The sequence below is a fragment of the Dolichospermum flos-aquae CCAP 1403/13F genome (assembly GCF_012516395.1).
Taxonomy (GTDB): domain Bacteria; phylum Cyanobacteriota; class Cyanobacteriia; order Cyanobacteriales; family Nostocaceae; genus Dolichospermum; species Dolichospermum lemmermannii.
In genome coordinates this window covers 1,371,508-1,396,484 of record NZ_CP051206.1, presented here as the reverse complement: position 1 = coordinate 1,396,484, position 24,977 = coordinate 1,371,508, and the positions used below count along the sequence as shown (strand labels likewise).

Annotated in this window: 23 protein-coding genes and 1 tRNA gene; 18 read left to right on the top strand and 6 right to left on the bottom strand. The window is 37.8% G+C overall.

The window, feature by feature from the left end:
* Nucleotides 1-35: 35 nt before the first annotated feature.
* The gene (locus HGD76_RS07020; RefSeq protein ID WP_168695338.1) at nucleotides 36-1,550 is read right to left on the bottom strand and encodes a phenylacetate--CoA ligase family protein; all 1,515 of its coding nucleotides are present in this window, start codon (nucleotides 1,548-1,550) and stop codon (nucleotides 36-38) included.
* A gap of 470 nt (nucleotides 1,551-2,020) precedes the next feature.
* Here HGD76_RS07020 and HGD76_RS07015 point away from each other — a divergent pair, with 470 nt between their 5' ends.
* The 3 genes from HGD76_RS07015 (at nucleotide 2,021) to hisS (ending at nucleotide 5,384) form a co-directional block, all read left to right on the top strand.
* Complete coding sequence (locus tag HGD76_RS07015) at nucleotides 2,021-3,442, top strand: aldehyde dehydrogenase family protein (RefSeq protein ID WP_015079672.1); 1,422 nt, start codon at nucleotides 2,021-2,023, stop codon at nucleotides 3,440-3,442.
* Nucleotides 3,443-3,503: 61 nt separating this feature from the next.
* The gene (locus tag HGD76_RS07010) at nucleotides 3,504-3,950 is read left to right on the top strand and encodes a DUF3598 family protein (RefSeq protein ID WP_168695337.1); all 447 of its coding nucleotides are present in this window, start codon (nucleotides 3,504-3,506) and stop codon (nucleotides 3,948-3,950) included.
* Nucleotides 3,951-3,989: 39 nt separating this feature from the next.
* Nucleotides 3,990-5,384, top strand: a complete 1,395-nt coding sequence (gene hisS, locus HGD76_RS07005) for a histidine--tRNA ligase (RefSeq protein WP_168695336.1) — start codon at nucleotides 3,990-3,992, stop codon at nucleotides 5,382-5,384.
* Nucleotides 5,385-5,478: 94 nt separating this feature from the next.
* Here hisS and HGD76_RS07000 read toward each other — a convergent pair whose 3' ends face one another.
* On the bottom strand, nucleotides 5,479-6,984 hold the full coding sequence (locus HGD76_RS07000) for a bifunctional metallophosphatase/5'-nucleotidase (protein WP_168695335.1): 1,506 nt from the start codon (nucleotides 6,982-6,984) through the stop codon (nucleotides 5,479-5,481).
* A 213-nt stretch (nucleotides 6,985-7,197) separates the two neighbouring features.
* Nucleotides 7,198-8,997 (bottom strand): aspartate kinase, encoded by a 1,800-nt coding sequence (locus HGD76_RS06995; RefSeq protein WP_168695334.1) that lies wholly within the window; start codon nucleotides 8,995-8,997, stop codon nucleotides 7,198-7,200.
* A 605-nt stretch (nucleotides 8,998-9,602) separates the two neighbouring features.
* On the opposite strand from HGD76_RS06995, the gene pstS (HGD76_RS06990) reads away from it, so the two are divergent.
* From pstS (HGD76_RS06990) to HGD76_RS06950, 9 genes are all read left to right on the top strand, one after another.
* Nucleotides 9,603-10,643 (top strand): phosphate ABC transporter substrate-binding protein PstS, encoded by a 1,041-nt coding sequence (gene pstS / locus HGD76_RS06990; RefSeq protein WP_168695333.1) that lies wholly within the window; start codon nucleotides 9,603-9,605, stop codon nucleotides 10,641-10,643.
* A gap of 152 nt (nucleotides 10,644-10,795) precedes the next feature.
* Nucleotides 10,796-11,755, top strand: coding sequence for a phosphate ABC transporter permease subunit PstC (gene pstC / locus HGD76_RS06985; protein WP_168695332.1), 960 nt, complete (start codon nucleotides 10,796-10,798; stop codon nucleotides 11,753-11,755).
* Nucleotides 11,756-12,076: 321 nt separating this feature from the next.
* A complete protein-coding gene (gene pstA / locus HGD76_RS06980) occupies nucleotides 12,077-12,949 on the top strand; it encodes a phosphate ABC transporter permease PstA (protein ID WP_168695331.1) in 873 nt (290 codons plus the stop codon).
* Between the two features lie 37 nt (nucleotides 12,950-12,986).
* Nucleotides 12,987-13,766, top strand: coding sequence for a phosphate ABC transporter ATP-binding protein PstB (gene pstB / locus HGD76_RS06975; protein WP_168695330.1), 780 nt, complete (start codon nucleotides 12,987-12,989; stop codon nucleotides 13,764-13,766).
* A gap of 82 nt (nucleotides 13,767-13,848) precedes the next feature.
* Complete coding sequence (locus HGD76_RS06970; RefSeq protein ID WP_168633793.1) at nucleotides 13,849-14,445, top strand: chromophore lyase CpcT/CpeT; 597 nt, start codon at nucleotides 13,849-13,851, stop codon at nucleotides 14,443-14,445.
* 121 nt (nucleotides 14,446-14,566) lie between these two features.
* A tRNA-Cys gene (locus HGD76_RS06965) sits at nucleotides 14,567-14,638 on the top strand.
* A 213-nt stretch (nucleotides 14,639-14,851) separates the two neighbouring features.
* Nucleotides 14,852-15,193, top strand: coding sequence for a CU044_2847 family protein (locus tag HGD76_RS06960; RefSeq protein ID WP_168695329.1), 342 nt, complete (start codon nucleotides 14,852-14,854; stop codon nucleotides 15,191-15,193).
* A gap of 7 nt (nucleotides 15,194-15,200) precedes the next feature.
* Nucleotides 15,201-16,805, top strand: a complete 1,605-nt coding sequence (locus HGD76_RS06955) for a trypsin-like peptidase domain-containing protein (protein WP_168695328.1) — start codon at nucleotides 15,201-15,203, stop codon at nucleotides 16,803-16,805.
* A 115-nt stretch (nucleotides 16,806-16,920) separates the two neighbouring features.
* The gene (locus tag HGD76_RS06950) at nucleotides 16,921-17,715 is read left to right on the top strand and encodes a formylglycine-generating enzyme family protein (protein WP_325064831.1); all 795 of its coding nucleotides are present in this window, start codon (nucleotides 16,921-16,923) and stop codon (nucleotides 17,713-17,715) included.
* A 304-nt stretch (nucleotides 17,716-18,019) separates the two neighbouring features.
* On the opposite strand, the gene HGD76_RS06945 is transcribed toward HGD76_RS06950, so the two are convergent.
* Nucleotides 18,020-18,208, bottom strand: a complete 189-nt coding sequence (locus HGD76_RS06945; protein ID WP_168695327.1) for a hypothetical protein — start codon at nucleotides 18,206-18,208, stop codon at nucleotides 18,020-18,022.
* A gap of 440 nt (nucleotides 18,209-18,648) precedes the next feature.
* On the opposite strand from HGD76_RS06945, the gene HGD76_RS06940 reads away from it, so the two are divergent.
* From HGD76_RS06940 to HGD76_RS06915, 6 genes are all read left to right on the top strand, one after another.
* The gene (locus HGD76_RS06940) at nucleotides 18,649-19,263 is read left to right on the top strand and encodes a 2OG-Fe(II) oxygenase (protein ID WP_168695326.1); all 615 of its coding nucleotides are present in this window, start codon (nucleotides 18,649-18,651) and stop codon (nucleotides 19,261-19,263) included.
* A 214-nt stretch (nucleotides 19,264-19,477) separates the two neighbouring features.
* Nucleotides 19,478-20,641, top strand: a complete 1,164-nt coding sequence (gene pstS / locus HGD76_RS06935) for a phosphate ABC transporter substrate-binding protein PstS (RefSeq protein ID WP_015079686.1) — start codon at nucleotides 19,478-19,480, stop codon at nucleotides 20,639-20,641.
* Between the two features lie 161 nt (nucleotides 20,642-20,802).
* Nucleotides 20,803-21,753, top strand: coding sequence for a phosphate ABC transporter permease subunit PstC (gene pstC, locus HGD76_RS06930; RefSeq protein WP_168695325.1), 951 nt, complete (start codon nucleotides 20,803-20,805; stop codon nucleotides 21,751-21,753).
* A gap of 14 nt (nucleotides 21,754-21,767) precedes the next feature.
* Nucleotides 21,768-22,649, top strand: a complete 882-nt coding sequence (gene pstA, locus HGD76_RS06925) for a phosphate ABC transporter permease PstA (protein WP_148762784.1) — start codon at nucleotides 21,768-21,770, stop codon at nucleotides 22,647-22,649.
* Between the two features lie 47 nt (nucleotides 22,650-22,696).
* Entirely contained in the window at nucleotides 22,697-23,503 is an 807-nt protein-coding gene (gene pstB / locus HGD76_RS06920; RefSeq protein WP_168695324.1) for a phosphate ABC transporter ATP-binding protein PstB, read from the top strand.
* Nucleotides 23,504-23,601: 98 nt separating this feature from the next.
* On the top strand, nucleotides 23,602-24,345 hold the full coding sequence (locus HGD76_RS06915) for an SIMPL domain-containing protein (RefSeq protein WP_015079690.1): 744 nt from the start codon (nucleotides 23,602-23,604) through the stop codon (nucleotides 24,343-24,345).
* A 7-nt stretch (nucleotides 24,346-24,352) separates the two neighbouring features.
* Here the strand turns inward: HGD76_RS06915 and HGD76_RS25810 are convergent, their stop codons facing one another.
* Both HGD76_RS25810 and HGD76_RS06910 read right to left on the bottom strand, forming a co-directional pair.
* Entirely contained in the window at nucleotides 24,353-24,475 is a 123-nt protein-coding gene (locus HGD76_RS25810) for a hypothetical protein (RefSeq protein WP_256370272.1), read from the bottom strand.
* Between the two features lie 15 nt (nucleotides 24,476-24,490).
* On the bottom strand, nucleotides 24,491-24,853 hold the full coding sequence (locus tag HGD76_RS06910) for a single-stranded DNA-binding protein (protein WP_148762788.1): 363 nt from the start codon (nucleotides 24,851-24,853) through the stop codon (nucleotides 24,491-24,493).
* Between the last annotated feature and the right edge of the window lie 124 nt (nucleotides 24,854-24,977).

Here is a 24,977-nt window from a genome sequence, read left to right as displayed (position 1 = left end):
AAGTTTGAGATTTTGATTTCTTACCTATTTTTTGACTATTTACGCATATTATTCCGGGTATATCTGTGTTTGACACCTATAGGAAAATATTCAATATCACCAATGGGTTTTAATTCTACCAATGGAGTTTGATATTGTCGGGGAACATAGTTAGCAAACTCACTATTGAGACGCAATAATTGAGCAAGAATAGCAGCAGTTATAGATAATCTTTTCTCCTCTTTATCCTCTATTCCTGGTGCTAACTCTACTACTACAGATAAAAAGCGGTTTTTGTCTAAATCCTCTTTTACCTGTAAAACAAATTTACCTGTTACCCATTCTCTAATAATTGGTTGTTCTAATCCTACCGTCACATTTTCTGGATAGATATTTGCGCCAAAATAGGAAACCGTAAAATTAGAACGTCCGAAGATATAAACAAAAGGTAATTGATGAATTCCGCGATGATTTTCTAATTCTGTAATAGGATTAAAACCCCATGCTGCTAAAAATTCTAGCATTTGGGCATAAGTAATTAAGCCACCTTGATCAAAAATGCTATATCTAATTAAAGGCACACCATTATTCCCAGAAAATAGTAAATTTCCATCTTCTACTTCAAAAAAACGACTGCAAGGATCATATTGGACTAAAGTAGGTAAACGCGACTCCCCAAATAATGCTTTAGCTGCTTGAGGTGTGACTGCTAAAAACCGCCGAATACAAATACTAAGAGGTGTTTCATTTCCTAAAACTCCCGCGTCTGCTGTTCCATACATAGAAGCAAAATCATCACAGGGATTTTCAGAACCTATTCTTTGGGCTACTAAATTGCGCCATTCTTCACTAAATACTTCTCCTGCCATGACTAACTTAATATGATATTGTCCCCATTCGATATTATTGGTAATACCCGTATCAATGACATCTTTTAAAAATGGTGGATATCCTAATAACACAACTTGCTCAAAGTTACCACCTAATTCCTGGACAATTCGCAAAATTTCCGGTTTATTATTCCCTGGAGTAATGACGGTAATCGGATAACCCTTAGCGGCTAAATGACGACAACAATTAGTAGTAAACATTCCCCCTACCCAAGTTCCCAGAGCAAAACAAACTACTGCTAAAGTAGTTTTAGTATCTGCATGAAAACTATCATGAAAAATTTGCTCAAAGCGGGTAGCTATTTGTAATTCATCAGTGATGAAACGCGGCCAAAATGTGGGTTTACCTGTTGAGCCAGAGGAAGCTGCGATCATATCACAGCCTCCTATCTTTCCATTATTACACAATTGGGGCAAAGAATAATAGGAAATATAATTTTCTTTATTAACTTTTGGTAAGTTTTGGAAATCTGCTAATGTTTGAATATCTTGAGGATTTATGCCTCGTTCTGCTAAAAATGCCTGGTAAGCGGGTACACTAGCAGCTACATCTTGAAATAATGCGATCGCTCTTTCTCGACTGTCAATGTGAAGATGCTGTTCTAGTTTCTCTGCTAAGGGAGTAGATATAAAATCTTCTAATCCCAGAATTGCCCGTTGTGTTGGTATTTGTGGTTTCATAAAGCTTGTGTGTTAACAAAAATCTGATCGCTCTTTGTCAGTATTTTATCTATAAATGCAATTTTTTAGCTTAACCGACAGAAGCCCCACTCCTGACCCTAAGGGCATTAAAATCTGTAGTAGCAAAGATGGAACAATTAGAATGTGACCAGTTCCCAAATAAAATTCCTCTTTTTGAACCAAAAATACTGTAAAAACGTGTTAGAAAACTTATTGTATTTCTTCCTTTCCGCCTTTGCGCCTACCCTTAGGGATCTCTAAGAGGGTGTTTGAAAAGTTATGGTTGATGTATCAAATATTTTTTACCCCACCCTAACCCTCCCCTTTACAAGGGGAGGGAACTGGATTTTTATTGTTTCCCCCCTTTACAAGGGGAAAGGGGGGTAGCAATGTGATGAAAATTACGGAATACAACTTTTCAAACATCCTCTAAGAGAAATTGCGAGAGATAACATTTAAATTAATCACAAATGAGTAAACCAATAGAAGTCCGCAACCCCCGCACAGGTAAATTTGATTATGTCATCGTTCCTCCACCACCAAAATTACTTTCCCAGCAATGTCACCGGTTGCGAAGAGGACAAATTATCTGGCAGAAATTAGGAGTTGAAGGCAGAATTGCCGCTTTAAAAGCCTGGAAAAAAGCGATATTATCAGACCGAACACAATTAACAGAAGCTTTAGTTAGTGATACGGGAAGATTATCAACATCAGTGACAGAAGTAGATTCATTTATTGCTAATATTGATAAATGGTGTAATTTAGCTCCACAATTACTACAAGGGACAGCTAAAAATACATCTATTCCGTTTATTGCTTTACAACAAACGGCTGTTCCTTATCCTCTGGTTGGCATAATTAGTCCTTGGAATTTTCCCCTATTGTTATCTACAATTGATACAATTCCAGCTTTATTAGCGGGTTGTGCAGTCATAGTTAAACCCAGTGAAATCACTCCCCGTTTTGTTGCTCCTTTAATGACAACTCTGAATACAATTCCGCAATTACGTGATGTTTTAAATTTTGTCGAAGGAGCAGGACAAACAGGAGCAGATTTAATCGAAGATGTAGATTTAATTTGTTTTACAGGTAGTGTAGAAACTGGGCGTTTAGTGGCAGAAGCAGCAGCCCAAAAATTCATTCCTGCTTGCTTAGAATTAGGTGGCAAAGACCCAGCTATTGTTTTAGAATCAGCAGATTTAGACTTAGCAACTTCAGCAATTTTGTGGGGTTCTGTTGTGAATTCTGGACAGTCATGTTTATCAATTGAAAGAATTTATGTTGCTGAATCTATTTTTGAACAATTTTATCATCAATTAGTCACTAAATCCCATAAATTGAAATTGGCATACCCAACTATTGAAAGTGGTGAAATTGGTCCGATTATTTGTGAAAAACAAGCAGCTATTATTAATGATCATCTGCTAGATGCAGTTTCTAAAGGGGCAGTAATTCACTGTGGTGGTAAAGTAGAAGAATTAGGTGGAGGTTGGTGGTGTCGTCCCACGGTTATGACTGAAGTTGACCATTCCATGAAAGTAATGACTGAAGAAACATTTGGTCCAATTATGCCGGTTATGTCTTTTGCTAATATAGAAGAAGCGATAAATTTAGCTAATGATTCTATTTATGGATTAAGTGCTGCTATATTTTCTGAATCAGAAGAGTTAGCATTAGAAATTGGTATGCAAATAGATGTAGGTGCTATTAGTATTAATGATGCAGGGTTAACAGCTATGATGCAAGAAGGAGAAAAAAACGCCTTTAAATTTTCTGGTTTGGGAGGTTCACGCATGGGTAAAGCTGCCTTTAAACGCTTTATGCGAAAAAAAGCCTTTTTGATTAAAACTAACATTGATAAAGACCCTTGGTGGTTTAATAATGAAGATTAGGGATATGGAAACTGGGTAAAAGGTTTTCTCAATTACCAATTATCAATTACCAAATTATCTTATGTCTAATATTCGTCTAGAAATGCCTGTTTTAGCTCGTCATCAAGGTGAGTGGTCGGGGACTTATACAGTAGTTGATATTACAGGTAAAATCATTGATCAACATGATTCTTATCTCAGTTGTCAATTTCCAGAAAATAGCCCATATTCTTACTATCAAATTAATCATTATACTTGGTCTAATGGTAAAGAAGAAGAACATAATTTTCCTGCAACTTACAAAGATCAGAAAATTTGGTTTGATACTGAACGGATTGAAGGTCAAGCTTGGGAAGTTGATGATTCTACAGTGATGTTGTATTTTAGTTATAAACAATTTCCCACTATGTACTTATATGAAATGATTCAGATTAGCCCTGACGATAATCATCGCGCTCGGACTTGGCACTGGTTTAAAAATGATCAAATTTATCAACGCACTCTAATTCAAGAAGAAAGGGTAAAATAGTAATTCTGTGGTTAATTTCCCATTTATTAAGGTAAAAACATGACTAAAAGTGACAAAATCAACTTTTCTACTCCGAGCGGATTTCCTGAATTTCTACCTAGCGAAAAGCGTTTAGAAGTATATTTACTGGATATTATTCGTAAAGTTTTTGAAAGTTATGGTTTTACACCCATTGAAACTCCAGCAGTAGAAAGGTTAGAAGTCCTGCAAGCTAAAGGTAATCAAGGTGATAATATTATCTATGGTATTGACCCAATTTTACCACCAAATCGCCAAGCAGAAAAGGATAAATCTGGAGAAACTGGTTCAGAAGCAAGAGCTTTGAAATTTGATCAAACTGTTCCTTTTGCTGCTTATATTGCTCGTCACTTAAATGAATTAACTTTTCCTTTTGCTCGTTATCAAATGGATATGGTATTTCGGGGTGAACGGGCAAAAGATGGACGATTTCGACAGTTTCGGCAATGTGATATAGATGTAGTTGCTCGTGGTAAACTGAGTTTACTTTATGATGCCCAAATGCCCGCAATTATCACGGAAATATTTGAAAAGATTAATATTGGTGATTTTGTCATTCGCATTAATAACCGCAAAATCCTGACAGGATTTTTCCAATCAGTAGGAGTTGCTGAAAACCAAATTAAAACCTGCATTAGTATTATTGATAATTTGGAGAAAATTGGCGAAGCTAAAGTTAAACAAGAGTTAGAGACAGAAGGTATTTCTTCAGAACAAACGGAAAAAATTATTGAGTTTGTGAAAATTGATGGTAGTATTGATGATGTTTTAGATAAACTCAAATACCTCGCTGAAAGTTTGCCAGAAGCAGAACAATTTAATTTGGGAGTAACTGAATTAGAAACTGTCATTAATGGAGTGAGAAATTTAGGAGTTGCTGATAAACGTTTCTGTATTGATTTATCTATTGCTCGTGGTTTAAATTACTATACTGGAACAGTTTATGAAACTACCTTATTAGGTCATGCAGCTTTGGGAAGTATTTGTTCTGGTGGTAGATATGAAGAATTAGTGGGAACATTTATCGGTGAAAAAATGCCTGGTGTGGGTATTTCTATTGGTTTAACTCGGTTAATTAGCAGGTTGTTAAAAGCGGGTATTCTCAATACTTTATCTGCAACTCCTACTCAAGTGGTAGTAGTAAATATGCAAGAGGATTTAATGCCTGTTTATTTACAAGTATCTCAACAGTTACGTCAAGGGGGAATTAATGTTGTGACTAACTTTGAAAAACGCCCTTTAGGTAAACAATTTCAAGCCGCAGATAAACAGGGAATTAGATTTTGTGTAATTATTGGTGCGGAAGAAGCAGCAGCACAAAAATCATCATTGAAAGATCTACAAAGTGGTGAACAAATAGAAGTAGCTTTGGCAGATTTGGTAGAGGAAATTAAAGGGAGGATTTTCAATAATTAAACAATTTTAAAAAACATATAAATCATCTGATTTAATACTATTGAGGGCGGAAAACCCCACCCCCAGTAGTTTTGTGATTGTAGTAGATTACTTCCTATTTAATAATTAGTCTTTTTTCAATTTGACTATCAAGAAGTTGATGAGAAGCAAAATATTCTTCAAGTACATTTTGGGCAGATGTAGTTACCACTTTAGGCTCACTTAATTCAACCAATTCTTCCTTAGTTAAATTGAGGCTGGCAAATGAATTTTTGTAATGATACTCTTGCAAACAGAGTATATAATGGGTTTCAGGTTGTACAAGTTCTCCATTAATTGTTAATGATTCTAGCTTTTTCTCAGCCTCATGGTAAACAGCTTGAATACCTTTATTCACCTGGAAATAATTACTTTCACCAGGAATTCGGTTTTCTGCTCTCATAATATAATTAAACATTTTAAGCAGTTTCCCCCCTGTCACTTTAATTTTATAAAGCGGACCATCATAGGGATAAACTTTTTTCAAATTACCCAGGGTTACTAAAGGACCTAATTCTGTGCCTCGGATTGAGCCACTACCAATTAAAGTCACATTTATTGTTGCTTCTAATTGGGCAAAAATATCAGTAATTAAGTTACCTAAATCCGTTTCTTGTTCCCGTTTAGGATGGGTAAGTTTACGATTTAAACGACCAATTAGACGATTATATTTTCGATCTACCTCGTCTTTAAAAGAGTTAATAAAATTGGTGAGATCTGGATCTGGTTCAGCGAGATTATGATCTACAGGAATCAGTTGCCATTTCCAGTCCACAATACTGTTTGTATCATCATCAACTACAATATCAAAACGTCCAATCTGATCTGTACCTACACCTGCTTGGGTAATGAGAATATCATTAACTTTAGCGGGTTGTTCCAAAAAAGTGTGAGAATGTCCACCAATGATCATATCCACACCCCAGACTGGATCAAGCATTGCTGCTAGTTTTTTATCTTCTTCAAAGCCAATATGGGTAAGCAGAATTGTTAAGTCAATATCCTCTGTTTTGTAAGCATTACAAATTTTACCAACTTCGGCCGCAGCATCTTCTAGATTGATAAAAGTACCAATACTAGAATCCAGTTTTAAGGATTTTAGTACCTCATCGGTAACAATGCCAATGAACATAATATCAAATCCGTCTACATTGAGGATTAGATAAGGATTCATCAAGCGTTTGTTATATTTTTTGATATAAAGATTGGCATTGACAATGGGGAAATTTGCCATCTTTTCTAGGAAAAGTAAATGAGGCAATCCATAGTCTAATTCATGATTTCCTAAAGTGACGACACTAGGGGCAAGATAGTTCATGATTTCTATGGTTGAAACCCCTTTATATTCGGTATCAATCATTGATCCCTGAACCATATCACCGGAAATTACAAATAGTGTGTTTTTCTCTTCAGAACGTACTTTATTGAGATATCCAGAAATCAGAGCTAACCCACCAATAAGATTACCTTCTGCTCCTTTGGCCTCAGCCAAAAAGTCACCGTGCATATCATTGGAATGTAAGATCGTGAACTTTTTGAACCGTTCCTGTAATTCTTTAGGCTGTTCTGTAATTTCAATCATTGTTTTTCCTAGTAGATTTAAAATACCATCAGTAGAAGAAGTTTTGAAGATATTTCGCTCCAATCTGCATATTTTTAGGTATCAGAGTAATTACTCCCAGAAGATTGTATTTAAATAACATAACCTGAGAAAAGTAAAAGTAACAAAAATTTACATAAATCTAGGGTGGAAATTGGCCACCCTATGGGATTATCCTATAAAAAATAAGGTTGGTTACACTGGAACTACAAATTTTTCACTTCCAGCCAAATCAAAAGCTGAGTGAATAACTTGCAAAGCTTTCACCCCTTCATCTTCTCCCACAACACAACTAATTTTAATTTCCGAAGTAGCAATCATTTGAATATTGATGTGATTTTTGGCTAAAGCTGTAAACATTTTGGCAGCGGTACCTGGTTGTCCCACCATCCCAGAACCAACTATACTCACCTTAGCGATCGCCTGATCTAATACTACCTCACCCCAATCAAACTCCGCTGCAACTTGCTGTAATTTCTGTTGGGCATTTTCTGCGTCCATTCTCGCTACAGTAAAGGCAATATCTCGACGGGGAACACCATCTACTATTCGACACCGTTGAGATTGAATAATCATATCCACACTGATATTATATTCTGCCAAAAATCCAAACAATTTGGCGGCCATACCCGGACGATTTGGTACTTGCCGAATCGCAATTCGCGCTTGATTCATATCCAACGCGACACCACGCACAGCAGGGGTATTAGCACTAGGAGAAGCTAAAGCAGTAGAGGAAGAATTAATTTCAAAGGTGTGACAGAGAGCAGCTATAGCGCGATCGCAATCTACCGCATCAACAACACAACTCACCTTAACTTCACTGGTAGAAATCATCTGAATATTTACACCAGCTTCAGCCAAAGTTTTAAACATCTGCGCTGCTACCCCCGGACGACCAATCATTCCCGCGCCCACAATACTCACTTTAGCAGTATCTTTCTCTACCATCACTTCCGCTTCATCTGAAGTATGCTGATTTTTAAATATCGGTGCTATAGCTAATGATACTGCTTCTGCCCGTTTTAATATTGATGAATTTACTGTAAAAGCAATGTCGTTAGTATTACCTTCATGAATAGACTGAATAATTAAATCAACATCAACATTTTGCTGGGAAATTTCCCCAAATAACTGGGCTGCTACCCCTGGTCTATCAGGAACACGCAATAAAGCCACCTTTGCCTGTTGAATATCAAACTCCACAGCATCCACAGGTCGAGCTAATTCTAAATTCACTAACGCCCGATCTTGCCTTGGAGGCGTTGTTACCCAAGTTCCGGGCTGATCTGTCCAACTCGACCGTACCACCAGGGGAACGCCATAATTACGGGCAATTTCCACAGCCCTGGGATGTAATACCTTCGCCCCTAAACTAGCCAATTCCAGCATTTCATCACTAGTGATTTCTGTCAATAATTGAGCTTCGGGAACAAGGCGCGGATCTGTAGTTAAAATTCCGGGGACATCTGTATAAATTTCACAAAAATCTGCACCGATAGCGGCGGCTATTGCCACTGCGGAAGTGTCAGAACCACCACGTCCCAAAGTAGTAATTTCTAATTCTTCTGTACTGCTAATTCCTTGAAACCCTGCAACCACAACCACTTTGCCGCCATTAATTTGCCGCATTAAGCGTTCAGTTTCAATATGTAAAATCCGAGCGCGAGAGTGTTCTGCTTCGGTAACAATGCCCACCTGAGCGCCAGTCATCGAAATTGCTGGTTGACCAATTTCCTGCAATGCCATACTTAGTAAAGCAATGGTAACTTGCTCTCCCGTAGAAAGCAGCATATCCATTTCCCGACGACTAGGAGTTTTAGAGATATCATGAGCTAGTTTCACTAACCCATCAGTAGTTTTACCCATCGCTGAAACCACTACTACTACAGAATTTCCAGCTTTTACAGTTTTTTCAATCCTCTCAGCAACGGCTTGAATGCGTTCAACTGAACCAACTGATGTACCACCGTATTTTTGAACTATGAGCGCCATAAAATTCTCTTTAATCACTTGTTTTGCCACAGTCAAGGTTGTCATGACTATGAAAAACCCTGAAAGTGCCAGCTTAGATTACCAGAAAAAATACATCCGTTAGCAATCTTGGACTCTGATTTTAATCACAAATTAACCATTTACATGAATTATCTTAACCAATTTATCACCTTTTTTGTTTATTGTGGTTAGGGATAAAAAAGTATTGTTATGCAAATAAATAAATACTAATCCGCTCAAACATGGCAAATAATACCACGTATTCCTAGCAGACTGTTTATTTACATAACACTGCTAGGATATTTTATAGAATTAGGAGTCAGGAGTTCAGGAGGAAGGAGAAAGAAGAATAGTTTTCACCAATTACCAATTACCAATTACCAATTACCAATCACCAATTACCAATTACCAATTACCAATTACCTGTTCCCTGTTCCCTCTCTCAACGAGTGAATTTAATTTTGTCCGACTACTTAAAATTAAATGTTTAAATTGAATTTAAACTGAGATTGTTCGTTTCTTAATCTTCTCTTAACTATTTAGTATCAAATTAATACCAGGATGTAATTCCCTAAGTAAGTATTTCTAAAAACTTAAGAGGCAGTATGGCTTTTTTATCCACCATTTTGAATCGTGTTGTTGCCACTTCAGTCATAACCGGGGCTGTTGCATTGAGTCCAATGCTGAGTGCGATCGCTCAAGCTCAAACTTTAAACGGTGCTGGAGCAACCTTTCCCGCTCCTTTGTACGAACGTTATGCTCGTGAAGTTAAGAAAAAATACCCCGACTTGAAAGTTAACTATCAAGCCATTGGTAGTGGTGGTGGTATTCGTCAAACCATTGCGGGAACAGTTGACTTTGGTGGTAGTGACGCAGCGATGAAAGATGATGAAATCGCTAAAGTTAAGAATGGTGTGATCTTAGTACCCACTGCTGGTGGTGCCGTTTCCGTTGTTTATAATTTACCTGGTGTCAGCAAACTGAGATTATCTCGTGCTACATTACCAGCAATTTTCTCTGGACAAATTAAAAACTGGGATGACGCAAAAATTAAAGCGGATAACCCCGGTGTAAACCTCCCAAACAGTCCAATTAAATTTGTAGTTCGCGCTGATGGTAGTGGTACAACATTTATTTTCACCAACCATTTAAGTGCTATTAGTGGTTATTTCAAAGGCAGAATTGGAGCTAACACCGCTCCCAAATGGACTCTACCCAACGTTCTCAAAGGTAAAGGTAATCCTGGAGTAGCAGCTTTAGTGAGAAGCAACCCTGGATCTATTGGTTATGTTGAATATGACTACGCTACTAAAAACAAACTAAATTCAGCAGAAATACAAAATAAGAAAGGAGAATTTGTTGCTCCTTCTTTAGCATCTGCTAACTCAGCTTTATCCAATGTAGCTTTTCCTAGTAACTACCGCGTTTTTATCGGAGATCCCAGTCAAGGTTATCCTATCGTTGGTTTGACATGGATGATGGTTTATCAAAAGTATTCTAATCCTGCGAAAGCTGAAGCTGTGAAGAAATGGATTAACTGGGTACTCAAAGACGGTCAACAGTATAATGATGACCTCAACTACACTAAAATTCCTAGTGATGTTGTGAACCGTGTTCTCCAAACAGTAAATAGCACCGTTAAGTAATTTTTACGTAAGCATTCAGCCGTCATCTAGACTGTTACGTAGCTAAATTTGATCATCCTAATTTGGTGGGGGTAATTCATGAATTACCCCTACGGACTGATTGGTGAACGCTTATATCTAATGTACCAGATTTCATAAACTTTTTATTGATCATGGCTAATTTAAGTGATGGAGATATTGATTTAACATCCACTGGTGGCGTTAATTTCTGGTTTGATAAGGGATTTACATGGCTAGTGTATATTTTCTCTGGTATTACTGTAGCTATCCTCTTTGTCATGACCTGGGTGATTTATAAAGAAGCACAACCAGCTATTGATAAATTTGGATTGGGCTTTTTATGGGGACAAGATTGGGATACAGGGAATCAAATTTTTGGGGCATTACCTTACATCTATGGAACTTTGGTCAGCAGTGCGATCGCTGTTTTATTAACTATACCCGTAGGCATATCCATAGCCTTAGTCACAAGTGAAGACTTTTTACCAAATCCAGTCAAAACTACCATAGCCTTTGTCATCGAATTAATTGCCGCTATCCCCAGTGTAATTATTGGTTTATGGGGAATTTTCATCTTTATTCCTTTCATCGTCCCCATAGAAAAATGGTTAAGTAGTGTCCTTGGGTTTATACCACTATTTAATACACAAGACCCTGCCGGCAACAATATGTTGACAGCAGGTATTGTTCTCGCCATTATGACCTTACCCGCAATGGCAGCTATTTCTCGTGATGTTTTAATGGTTATTCCTAAAGAGTTACGTAGCTCATCTATGGCTTTAGGGGGAACTCGTTGGGAAACAGTTTTTCGGGTCTTATTACCAGCAGCATTTTCTGGGATGGTTAGTGCAACAATGCTATCTCTGGGTAGGGCTTTAGGAGAAACAATGGCTGTAACGATGCTAATTGGTAACTCCGCCCAAATTAGTATATCTCTTTTAGATCCAGCATATAATATTCCCGCAGTCTTAGCCAATGAATTTGCCGAAGCCGAACCGGGCTTACATATTGGGGCATTAAGTTATTTAGGTCTAATTTTATTTGCCTTAACTCTAGCTATAAATATTGCGGCTGTATTAGTAGTGGAGTGGGTTGCTAAAAAGAATAGATAACAGGAATCACCGAGTCAGGAGTCAGGAGTCAGGAATCAAGGAGTCACCGAGTCAGGAGGAAGAAGTAACGGTTTATTACAGCACTTTCCGGTGTTATGAGGTACATATCTAGCGGGCAAGACTTGTACTGAGCAAGCGATGCCCTGAGCCTGTCGAAGGGTCGAAGTATGCCCGCACTACAAGAGTTTCATGATTCAACTTTGTACCTCATAAGAGCGGAAACCGCTGTATTGTATGGCTTTCTTTCTAAATGTTTTCCCTCATTCCCTTGCATAACTTGACAGACAATTCAAAATCCAAAATCCAAAATCCAAAATTAACATGAGTGCTTATCCAAATTCAGAAATAGATCAGTCCACAGCGACTGAATTGTATCAGCCATTATCCAGAGGTAGGCAATTATTTACATACGCAATGAATGGGATTGCCTTTGGTTTGAGTGTTTTAGCACTGTTGCCACTATCATCCATACTGTGGGAAATCATGTCACGGGGGCTTTCTGGTTTCAAGCTAGAGATGTTATTTCATCCATTAATTGAAAATGGGTTTGCTAATGCTATTCTTGGTACTATACTTATGGTAAGTATCGGTGCATTACTCAGTATTCCTGTGGGGGTAATTACAGGAATATTTTTAGCAGAATTTAGTCAAACTAACCCATTTACTCAGTATGTCCGGTTTGTTACTAGCATTCTGACAGGTGTTCCTTCCATTATTGTGGGGATGTTCGCTTATGGTGTAATTGTTTTATTAACTAAGGGATTTAGCGCCATTGCCGGTGGTTTTGCCTTAGCTGTAATCATGCTACCAATGATAGTATTGACAACAGAAGAGGCTTTAAAGCTCATTCCTGTTCCCCAACGTCTTGCATCCGCAGCCTTAGGAGGAACTCGTTTTCAAACTACCTTTCGTGTTATTGTTAGTTCGGCTATCCCAGGGATTACTACGGGTATTTCCTTGGCTATAGCCCGTGCTTCTGGCGAAACAGCGCCACTAATTTTTACCGCTTTATTTAGTCAAAATTGGTCAGATGGTTTATTAAGTCCTACTGCTTCCTTACCAGTATTGATTTTTAACCTTTATAACAATCCTGATCCAGCCGTAAATCAATTAGTATGGACAACCTCCATCATTCTCCTAACTTTAGTTTTGTTTTTCAGCGTGCTATCTCGCGTAATTGCTAAGAAAAGATAAGGTCAACTAAAAATTTTCTTTCGTACTTTAGTCAATCATGAGTAACTTAACTACTGCCATCCAAGTCAAGAATCTTAGCTTTTATTATGGAAACTATAAAGCTATTGAAGGAATATCATTAGATATTTATAAAAACCAAGTTACTGCATTAATTGGTCCTAGTGGTTGTGGTAAATCTACATTTATTAAAACCATTAATCGGATTAGTGAATTAGAAGGAAAAGTCAAAGTCGAAGGTCAGATAGAATTTTTTGGTCAGAACATCTACGATCCTAAGATTAATATCAATCGTCTGCGTCGGGAAATTGGCATGGTATTCCAAAAACCCAATCCTTTTCCCATGAGCATTTATGAAAATGTGGCTTATGGTGTGAGAATTGCTGGTAAATCTCCAAAAGTAGTATTAGATGAAATTGTCGAATCTGCCCTCAAAGGTGCGGCTTTGTGGGATGAAGTCAAAGATAAACTTCATCAGTCTGCTACAGGTCTTTCTGGTGGACAACAACAACGTCTCTGTATCGCTAGGGCTTTAGCGGTTAAACCCAAGGTTTTACTAATGGATGAACCCTGTTCAGCCCTTGATCCGATCGCTACAATGAAAGTAGAAGAATTAATTCACAAATTACGAACAGAATTCACGATTGTGATTGTTACTCATAATATGCAGCAAGCAACTCGCGTTTCTGATTTTACTGCTTTTTTCAGCACTGATGAAAGTCGCATTGGTCAAATGGTGGAATTCGGGGAGACTAGTCAAATCTTTCGGAATCCGCTAGATACTCGCACCCATGACTATGTGTCTGGACGATTCGGTTAAGTACATACAATAGAAAAGTGTAGATTGAGGGTAATCAGGATTTAAAATTAATTGCATTCCTATTCCCAAATCCGAAATCGGTATGACTCATTCTACAGATATTGTCACCTTAGCTCGTTGGATGGCGGCTGATTTTAGCAATCAAGCCCAGGTTTTTGAGAATCCGGCTTTTTTTGCCCATATTCGTGTATGTATGCGTCCCCTGGATTGGGGGGTATTATCAGGGGTAAGTTTGTTCGTGGAACAAGCTTATGATTATATGCTGAATAAGCCCTATCGGGTGCGGGTGTTACATCTGACGACGGTGGGGGATAAAATCCATATTGAAAACTATACTGTCAAAGATGAAAAAGACTTTTATGGTGCTTCCCGTGATTTACCAAGATTGCAGACTTTAACGAGCGATCGCTTGGAAAGACTCTGTGGTTGTAACATGATTGTAGAGTGGACTGGGAACAAATTCCAAGGCACAGTCGAACCAGGAAAAGGCTGCATTGTCATCCGTGACGGGCAAAGAACCTATTTAGATAGTGATTTTGAACTTGATGGTCAACAGTTCATCAGCCGCGACAGAGGACGAAATCCTGATACTGATGAACATATTTGGGGTTCTGTCGCAGGGCCATTTTACTTTGCGCGCTGGGCGAATTTTGCCGAAGAAGTGAAGTTAAATCCCTAAGATCCATTGGAGGACAGGCTTTTTGTCTGTCCAGTTAAGTAAAAACATGAATCTTCAAAAAAATTTCTCCTAGATGGTGCAAATTTGGAAAAATGGTGCTACGATTAGTAATTGTGGGCGCGGCGACATAGCCAAGTGGTAAGGCAGAGGTCTGCAAAACCTCCATCCCCCGGTTCAAATCCGGGTGTCGCCTTTGAGAAAAATCAGCCAAAACCGATTAATTCACGGTTTTAGGTAGTTCTAGGACGGGTTTAATACTCGTCCTTAATTTTTTGGGTAAGTTTGGGCTAAGTATACCTTTAGCTATGCGACAACTATCTTTAGTGCTATTTTGTGCTGTTTAAATATGTTGGCAATGTGGTATATTTGACCTTACATAGACTGATTCACAATATATATATCTAATATGCCAGAAAAGCAATTAATTGAGTTTGCTTTGGAAGATGGAACTACTTTTTTAGTAGAAGTAGACAAACAACCAACCCAACCAGGAGCGCCGAAAGCCGTATCACGGGGAAATGGAGTTTCTGTCACTGCTGCTAGTAAAAAGTTTGATCAAGCATTAGAGGAAATTAAGCCTGTTATTACTACTGTTGTTTCTAAACTCAAGGATATTGATATTACCCCCGATGAAACAGAAATAAAATTTGGTGTCAAACTAACTGCTAATGCTGGAATTGTATTTAGTTCTTTGGGAAGTGAACTAACTTTTGAAATCACCGTGAAGTGGAATAACAAAACAGCATAGTTAGTTTATGGTAGATGCTAAAATAAAAGAATTACATAAAAACCACATTGCCAGAATTTATCATCTTTCTGATGAGGTAAAAGGTGCAGGTTTATTGATATATGATAAATATATTATTACCTGCGCTCATGTAGTTGCAGATGCTTTAGATATTGCACATTCTACTCCAGAAAAACCTTCAGATTTAGTAAAGGTTGATTTCCTTTTTCCTGCGGAAAAAAATAAGCCAAAGTTTGAAGCGAAAGTTATTGCATGGAAACCTCGATCTGATATTTATAAATATGAAGAAGATATAGCTATTCTGGAATTACAAGGTAATTTACCAACAAGTTATATATCTTTTCCATTAAGTTTGGAAGTATCATATCAACATCAATTCTCTGTTTTAGGATTTCCTATAGGACATGATGAGGGGGTAACTACAGAAGGAAAACTTGTAGATACTAATGGTTCTGGTTTGGTACAGATGGATGTAGAAACTCAATCTAAATTTTATATTGAATCAGGTTTTAGTGGTGCGCCTGTTTGGGTTGAAAAATTGGCTAGTTTTGTGGGAATAGTTGTATCTTCAGAACTTGATCCAGATGGACAACCTTATGCGGGAGTACGAAGAAATGTTAAAGTGGGATACATGATTCCTGCAAAAATCATAATTGAATCTTGGAGTTTTTTAAGCCTCATTCAAGCCTTAACTGCTAATCTGGATACAGCTATAAATTCTGCTATTCAAACAGCTTATAAGGCGTGTTATTCATGGGGAAATCTACTAATCACAGTAGAAGGTATTGTTAAAGATTTGTATAATCTGGATAAACGTAGTTTAGATAGTAACATAAAATTTAATCATAACGACAATACAGCAAAATTTATCAAATATTTAATTACTAATTCTCAGATTCCTCAAACAAAGTTAGAAGATTTAAAAAAATGGGGAAGTAATAATATAGAAGATTTTGATAAACTGATTCAAGATGTTAATAAACCAGATAGAAATACTGATACTATCCTAGAATCATACATATTAATTAAAATTGAACCTTCAAAAATAAACTCAAAGAAATTTAATATTAGTGTTTGGGTAATTCCTAATATACAAAATAATGAAGACTGTCTTAAAATAGATGTTTCTGATTCTCCCAATGATAGTTTTAAACTTGAGCAAATACCAAAAACATTAAATTTAATTCTCACAGAAAAAATAACAGTTCCTTTACAGAAAGATATCAACTTAGTCTTTTTTATGCCTACGGAAATGCTTAACTATCCTGTAGAACAATGGATAATAACAGAAAATAATGTTCCATTCCATTTGTGTAAAAAGTATCGGGTAATTGTTCGTGATTATAAACGATTATTGCCACAATATCTTAAAAATCAAGGGATTTGGTTAAATAAATGGGAGCAACTTACTAAAAATCAAGTCTGTCAGAAAATATTTAAAATATATCAAGAAAATCATGACCCAGATATTCTTTTAGAAATGCTTGATGATGCGATAGGAATTATCATAACTGCATTTTCAGATCAAGAATACAAGGAAATCTTTGCTTACTTTTTAAACTCTGCTAGGGGTAATTCACGAATTACCTCTACCAGAAATCAAAACCTTTGAATTTGAATCTGCTATCATCACAGAAAATGAGACATCTATCAACTTAGAACCTTTTGATTTTGAAGTTGCTACTATTGAGCTTAAAAAATTAGGATGGCCGAAACAAAAAACAGAATTGAGTATTAAGAGAAAACAAAAACAAGCCCAGCAGTTTATAGAAGACTTAGGTAATGGTATTCAACTAGAAATGGTAGCAATTCCTGGCGGAACTTTTATGATGGGTTCACCAAAAAATGAGCCAGGACGCAGGGAAACTGAGAGTCCCCAGCATCAAGTTACAGTACCACCGTTTTTATTGGGTAAATATCCTGTTACCCAAGCACAATGGCAAGTAGTAGCTACTTTACCTCAAGTCAACCAAGAACTAAAACCAAACCCATCTAGGTTTGAAGGAGCAAATCGCCCTGTAGAACCGGTTTCTTGGCATGATGCGGTGGAGTTTTGTAACCGACTATCAAATCACACTCAAAGACCCTATAGACTGCCCAGTGAAGCAGAATGGGAATATGCCTGTCGTGCCGGAACTACCACACCATTTCATTTTGGTGAGACGATTACCACAGATTTAGCTAATTATAATGGTAACTATACTTATGGTGATGGAGTTGAAGGAATTCGGAAAGGAGAAACAACAGAAGTAGGAAGTTTTAAAATAGCCAATGAATTTGGATTATATGATATGCACGGCAATGTGTGGGAATGGTCTCAAGATGATTGGCATGATAATTATGAAGATGCGCCTACAGATGGAAGCGCGTGGATAAGTCTAAGCTTTGATTCTAAGCTGCTGCGCGGTGGTTCGTGGGGCTACAGTCCTGGTATTTGCCGTTCTGCTTATCGCCACAACAGCTACCTCGTGGGCAGCAACAGCTATGTCGGTTTTCGGGTTGTATGTAGTGGTGCGGAGTAGACTCTGTAGCTCTTTATACTCTTATTTTTTGCCCTTTACCTTTGTAATTGTCTGAATCAGGATAACCAGGATTTAAGGATTTACAGGATGGGTTGGTCGTTTTGTTTATAGGTTTTCTGATACTGATTTTTATTGATTGTTTTATTAAGGTATTCCCTGGAAATATCATTGTCAGAATCAGGATAACCAGGATTTAAGGATTTACAGGATGGGTTGGTCGTTTTGTTTATAGGTTTTCTGATACTGATTTTCATTGATTGTTTTATTAAGGTTAAGGTATTCCCTGGAAATATCATTGTCAGAATCAGGATAACCAGGATTTAAGGATGTACAGGATGGTTTGATGGTTTTGTTGATGGGTTTTTTGATCATGATTTTTATTGATTGTTTTATTAAGGTATTCCCTAGAAATATCATTGTCAGAATCAGGATGTCCAGGATTTAAGGATGTACAGGATGGTTTGATGGTTTTGTTGATGGGTTTTTTGATCATGATTTTTATTGATTGTTTTATTAATGTATTCCCTGGAAATATCATTGTCTGAATCAGGATGTCCAGGATTTAAGGATTTACAGGATGGGTTGGTCGTTTTGTGGATGGGTTTTTTGATCATGATTTTTATTGATTGTTTTATTAAGGTATTCCCTAGAAATGTCAAATATCCTGTTAATCCTCTAATCCTGGATATCCTGATTCAGACAAAAATTAAACTCAATATCCATTAATTTAAGACTATGAAAGACTATAGAAATGTCAAACATCCTGTTAATCCTCTAATCCTGGATATCCTGATTCAGACAAAAATTAAACTCAATATCCATTAATTTAAGACTATGAAAGACTATAGAAATGTCAAACATCCTGTTAATCCTCTAATCCTGGATATCCTGATTCAGACAAAAATTAAACTCAATATCCATTAATTTAAGACCGTGAAATACTATCAACAACATCCTAACGCCTTTCCTCTTCAATATCTCCAAGACTTGTGGGGAGAAATCCAAGCTTGTCCCTATTTTGCTATCAATAACCTCAACCGAGATTTTATCAATACTAAAGGCTTTTCTGTGGTATTTCAACGTCAAGGTTTAGCAGAAGTTATCCAAAAATTCCCCTATTTTAAGCCTTATTTAGATTTGGCACTTTTACCTAATTGTAATGCTTTTTATCTGAATCCTTTACTACTCAAAGCAGGTTCTCGCGTTGACCCCCATATTGACCGGTCTTTGCGTTCCTATTGTAAAACCGTTGAACCTCCTGCATCTGTGAGCGTTCTTTATGTACGTGTACCAGAAGATATGGAGGGAGGAGAATTGGTGCTGAAGTTGCAAAAACGCCAAGTGGGACAAATTAAACCGCAAACCAATTCTTTAATTTACTTTCAGGGTGATTTAACTCATTCTGTCAATGCAGTGACAACTCCTGGAAATCGGTTAAGTCTTGTGTGTGAACAGTATAGTTTAAGTGAAGATGAACTTGAAGAAATACCAGAGTTTACATTAGAATCAAGAGCTAATCAAGGGAATGGAAAAAAACAAAAAAAGTAGGCTGATGTCAAAGGATGATATGATCAACTTGTAAAATACGCAAATACTATAAATATAGATTTCCCCATTTCTTTACCGATAAAAGAACTTCACAAAAAAGATTATCCAGTCTTATGGGGTATTTTTGATTTGTAAGTCTCTGAAACAATTTTTTAGGAGTATGTTAGAGGTGTTTATCTAAAAATTAACATTACTACCATTACCTCTAAGTGCAATGAAGCATAATCGCCTGATAGCTTTAATATCGGTATTCACACTAGCAATTAGTTTATCTGCCTGTGGAGAAACTAACTCAACGAATCCCACTCCTAACAAATCTTCCAGTCAAACTACAACTGCTTCCAGCAAACTAGATTTAGGAGGTAATATTGAATTAACAGGTGCCGGTGCTACTTTTCCGTCACCCCTTTACCAAACCTGGTTTGCGGAGTTAAACAAAAAATACCCCAATTTAAAAGTTAACTATCAGCCAGTTGGTAGTGGTGCTGGTGTTGAGCAGTTTACCAAAGGGACAGTAGACTTTGGTGCTAGTGATGTAGCCATGAAAGATGAAGAAATTCAGAATATCCCCGCAGATAAAGGAGTGATCTTACTACCTGTAACTGCTGGTAGTATTGTTCTGGCTTATAACTTACCAGATATTGCTGATAGCTCAGGTGGCGTAGCCATACTCAAACTACCACGAGCAGTTTATATTGATATTTTACTAGGTAAAATCAAATCTTGGGATGATCCGGCGATCGCTCAAGCTAATCCTGATGTAAAATTACCAAAAGACGAGATAAAAGTTATTTATCGGGCTGATGGTAGCGGGACTACAGGCGTTTTTACCAAACACCTTAGCGCCATTAGTCCAGAATGGAAAACTAAAGTAGGTGACGGTAAAAGTGTAAAATGGCCTGTAGGAATTGGTGCTAAAGGCAATGAAGGTATTACCGCCCAAATTCAACAAACTCCAGGCGCTATTGGTTATGTAGAATATGGCTATGCCAAACAAAGTAATCTCAAATTTGCGAGTTTAGAAAATAAAGCTAAAAAGTTTGTTTTGGCTTCTGAAGAATCAGCATCTAAAACTTTAGCATCAGTAACTTTACCAGAAAATCTTCGCGCTTTTATTTCTGATCCTGAAGGGGAAGGTTCTTACCCAATCGTCACTTATACTTGGATTCTCGCTTATAAAAAATATGCTGATGCTGGTAAAGCCAAGGCAATAGAAGCAACTATTGAGTACGCTTTAACCGATGGACAAAAGTTAGCTACTCAATTAGGGTATGTTCCTTTACCAGCAAATGTGATTGCTAAAGTGGCTGCTGCTGCTGATCAAATTAGTCCTGATTATAAAATCTCTCTTGGCGCTGATCCTAAAACTACAAAGTAATGACAAGCTAGTACCGCAGGGCGGAATTAAAAATTAACAATTAAAAATTAAAAAGCAGATGGTATAAGCTTTTCAGGGATTTTTAATGGTTGCTTAACTTACGCCGTATTGTACTAGTTTTGAGAAAGTTAGCTTTTTCCCACATCTTAGAGTCAGCATTCATGTCCATAAATTTTCCAGAAACCCCATTAGTAACGAAAAATCGCTCGGAAATAGACAGAAATCTAGATCGGAGCTTTATTTGGTTAACTCGAATTTTTGCCCTAGCAATTGCTGGGATTTTATTATGGATTACCTTGCAAGTTGCTATTGCGGCCAGTCCAGCTATCCAAAAATTCGGGATTAATTTCTTAATCACCAGCAATTGGAACCCTGTTAATGATGAATATGGGGTATTACCTGCGATTTATGGGACTCTCATGAGTTCTTTAATCGGACTAGTTTTAGCAGTTCCGATTGGTGTGGGGACGGCGATTTTATTGAGTGAGGATTTTTTGCCATCCCAGGTAAAATTGGTACTGGTATTTTTAGTAGAATTATTAGCTGCCATTCCCAGTGTTGTCTACGGAGTCTGGGGAATTTTTGTTTTAATCCCGATTTTAACTGATTTGGGCAAATGGCTGCATCGTTATTGGGGCTGGCTACCTATTTTTAGTACCTCACCTACAGGGCCAGGAATGTTACCTGCGGGAGTGATCTTAGCAATTATGACTTTGCCAATTATCACCGCTATTTCTCGTGATGCTTTGATTTCTGTACCTTCGGGTTTACGTCAAGCTGCCTTGGCAATCGGTGCAACCCGTTGGGAAACAATTTTTCAAGTTATTATCCCCGCTGCTTTTTCTGGCATTGTCAGTGCGGTGATGTTGGCACTTGGTAGAGCCATGGGTGAAACAATGGCTGTGACAATGTTAATTGGTAATGCCAATAATATTAACATCTCTTTCTTAGCACCATCTAATACAATTTCTTCCCTACTAGCAAATCAATTTGCTGAAGCTAATGGGTTACAAGTTGCTGCTTTAATGTATGCAGCTTTAATCCTATTTCTATTGACGATGATAGTCAATATTCTGGCAGAGTTTATTGTGGCGCGAGTCCAGAGACTATAGTGATAGGTTAAATTATGACTTCTTCTTTTGAGCAAAGAAGCCTGACTCGTTCTCCTTCCTCTCCTCGGACATTGTTGAATACAGCAATGACTGGATTAGCTTTTATCTGTGGAGCATTGGCACTAGTCCCCTTGTTGGCAGTGCTTTATTATGTAGTAATTAGAGGGTTTAGTAGTTTAAATCTCAATATTTTTACGCAGTTACCACCGCCGCCTTTTGGCAAAAATGGCGGTTTTGGTAATGCCATTGTTGGCACAATTCTCATGGTCGGGATTGCCGCTGTCATTAGTGTTCCCTTTGGTGTATTGGCCGCAATTTATTTAAATGAGTTTAGTTCCCAAAAGATTGCTAGATGGATACGTTTTGCTACTAACGTCCTCAGTGGTGTTCCTTCTATTATTGCTGGGGTATTTGCCTATGGAATTGTGGTTTTGACCTTAGTAAACCTGAATTTAGGCTCTTACTCAGCCCTGGGGGGTGGATTTGCCTTAGCAATTTTGATGTTACCTATTATTGTAAAAACTACAGACGAAGCTTTGCAATTAGTATCTCAAGATTTGCGGCAAGCGTCTGTTGGATTAGGTGCAAGTAATTTGCAAACTGTGATCCTGGTGGTATTGCCGGCTGCATTACCAACAATTGTCACTGGTTCTACTTTGGCGATCGCTCGGGCTGCTGGAGAAACAGCACCATTAATATTTACGGCTCTTTTTTCTGCTTTTTGGCCGGATAGCATTCTCAAACCTACTGCTTCTCTCGCGGTTTTAGTCTACAACTTTGCTACTTCTCCCTTCCCAACTTGGCAATCTCTAGCTTGGGCTGCGTCTTTAATCCTCGTAATGATGGTTTTAATTACTAGTATTATTACTCGCTGGGTGACTAAACAAAAGGTTTAGTTAACAAAACTGAAACTCATCCCGAAAAACTTATTCTTTAAGTATTTATGGCTACTACAATTAGCACGATTAATGGGGCTGAATCGGTTTTACGCACAGAAGATCTCAATATCTACTACGGCAATTTTTTGGCTGTACAGAATGTTTGGCTAGATATTCCTAAAAATCGGGTGACGGCTTTTATCGGACCATCCGGCTGCGGTAAAAGTACATTATTGCGATGTTATAACCGTCTAAATGATTTAATCGCATCATTTAGAGCCGAAGGTAAAGTTTATTTCTATGATAAAAATCTCTATGCACCCAATATTGATCCCGTAGAGGTGCGGAGACGTATTGGTATGGTGTTTCAAAGACCCAATCCATTTCCCAAGTCAATTTATGAAAATATTGCTTTTGGGGCCAGAATTAATGGCTACAGGGGTGATATGAATGAATTAGTAGAACGGAGTTTGCGACAAGCGGCTTTGTGGGATGAAGTCAAGGATAAATTGCGCCAAAATGGTTTATCTTTATCCGGTGGACAACAACAACGTTTATGTATTGCCCGAGCGATCGCTGTCCAACCAGAAGTTATCCTCATGGATGAACCATGTTCTGCTCTTGATCCTATTTCTACCTCGCGGGTTGAAGAACTAATTCATGAACTTAAAGAGCAATATACCATCGTCATAGTCACTCACAATATGCAGCAAGCATCACGAGTATCTGATAAAACGGCGTTTTTTAATGTCAGAGCCTCAGAATCAGGTGGACGGGCTGGGTATTTAGTAGAGTACAATTCGACAGAGCTAATTTTCAGCAACCCTCAACAGGAAGATACCAAAGCTTACATTAGCGGTAAATTTGGTTAATGCTGAGATGATAGAACAAGTGGTAAAAATGTTTTGGTGGTTGCTGATAATTAACAGTTAACCAAGAATTGATCCGTTTTTGGAGGAGTGCCAGCAGAATGTCTAACACTATTTTATCCAATTCTCGTTTTCCTACCAGGAATTTTGGGAAGATCTTATCCTTGAGTATATTGATATGCGCGACTTTTATATTACCTGCATCGGCGCAAGAAAAGGCAAAATTATGGCGAACTTTAACCGTGAGTGGACGGGGAGTAGAAACAATTTCTACAACTTTATCTCAAGTGAGTTTAGGTGTGGAAATTCAAGGAAAAACCGCTGAAGATGTCCAAAAAGAAGCGGCTCGTAAATCATCCGCTGTGGTGACATTGCTGAAAAAACGTAATGTGGAAAAATTGACAACTACAGGAATTCGCCTGAATCCAGTGTATAGCTACAGCAATAATGTCCAACGAATCACTGGTTATGCTGCCAGTAATACAGTCAGTTTCCGCATTCCTACAGATCAAGCCGGAACATTGTTAGATGAAGCTGTGAAGGCTGGAGCGACACAAATTAACGGTGTGAGTTTTATTGCTAGTGATGAAGCAATTGCGATCGCCCAAAAACAAGCTCTGAAAAAAGCTACCCAGGATGCCCAACAGCAAGCAGAAGCCGTTTTAAGTAGCCTGGGATTACAACAAAAAGAAATTGTCAGTATTCAAGTCAATGGTGCAACTCCACCACCACCTCCCATGCTTTACCGGGCTGAGGCTAAATTAGCTAATGCAGATGCTTCTACTCCCATAATTGCTGGTGAACAGGAAGTACAAGCATCAGTAACATTGCAAATTAGTTATTAGTCAGTGGTCAGTGGTCAGTGGTCAATGGCAAGGAAAAAACAACTAACAACTGTACGGGCGAAGCATTTGGAGAACTATTTTTGGCAATGACCGATAATTTATCTTCCAAATGCTTCGCCCCTACTAACAACTAACAACTCACTAATTAGAAATTATCTGGAGACATATCTGCTCCCCCACCTTCACCATCACGCTTAGAACCTAGTAATTCTAGTTGCTCGACATTGATAACTGGACTAGAACGGTTAACTCCGCTTTGGCGATCGCTCCAGGAATCAAACCGCAAAGAACCTTTAACGCCTATTTGTTTGCCTTTCCGAACATAATTACCCGCAACTTCCGCAGTTTTTCCCCATAATTCTAAGTTAAACCAGTCTGTATGTTCTCCCTCACGGGTACGACGACTGACTGCTAGAGTTAATCTACATTTAACTTTACCCGAATCAAAAAACTTCATATCAGGATCGATGCCTACACGGCCAATAAGAGTGACAACATTAATGCTCATAGCTTTTATTTCTTAGTAACTTTGTATTGTACTATTCCGGATTCTATAATAACTAATTGTGAAAGTATTGAAAATATGTTATAATCCCAACAGTTAACTCGCACAAAAATTCAAAAAATACTTG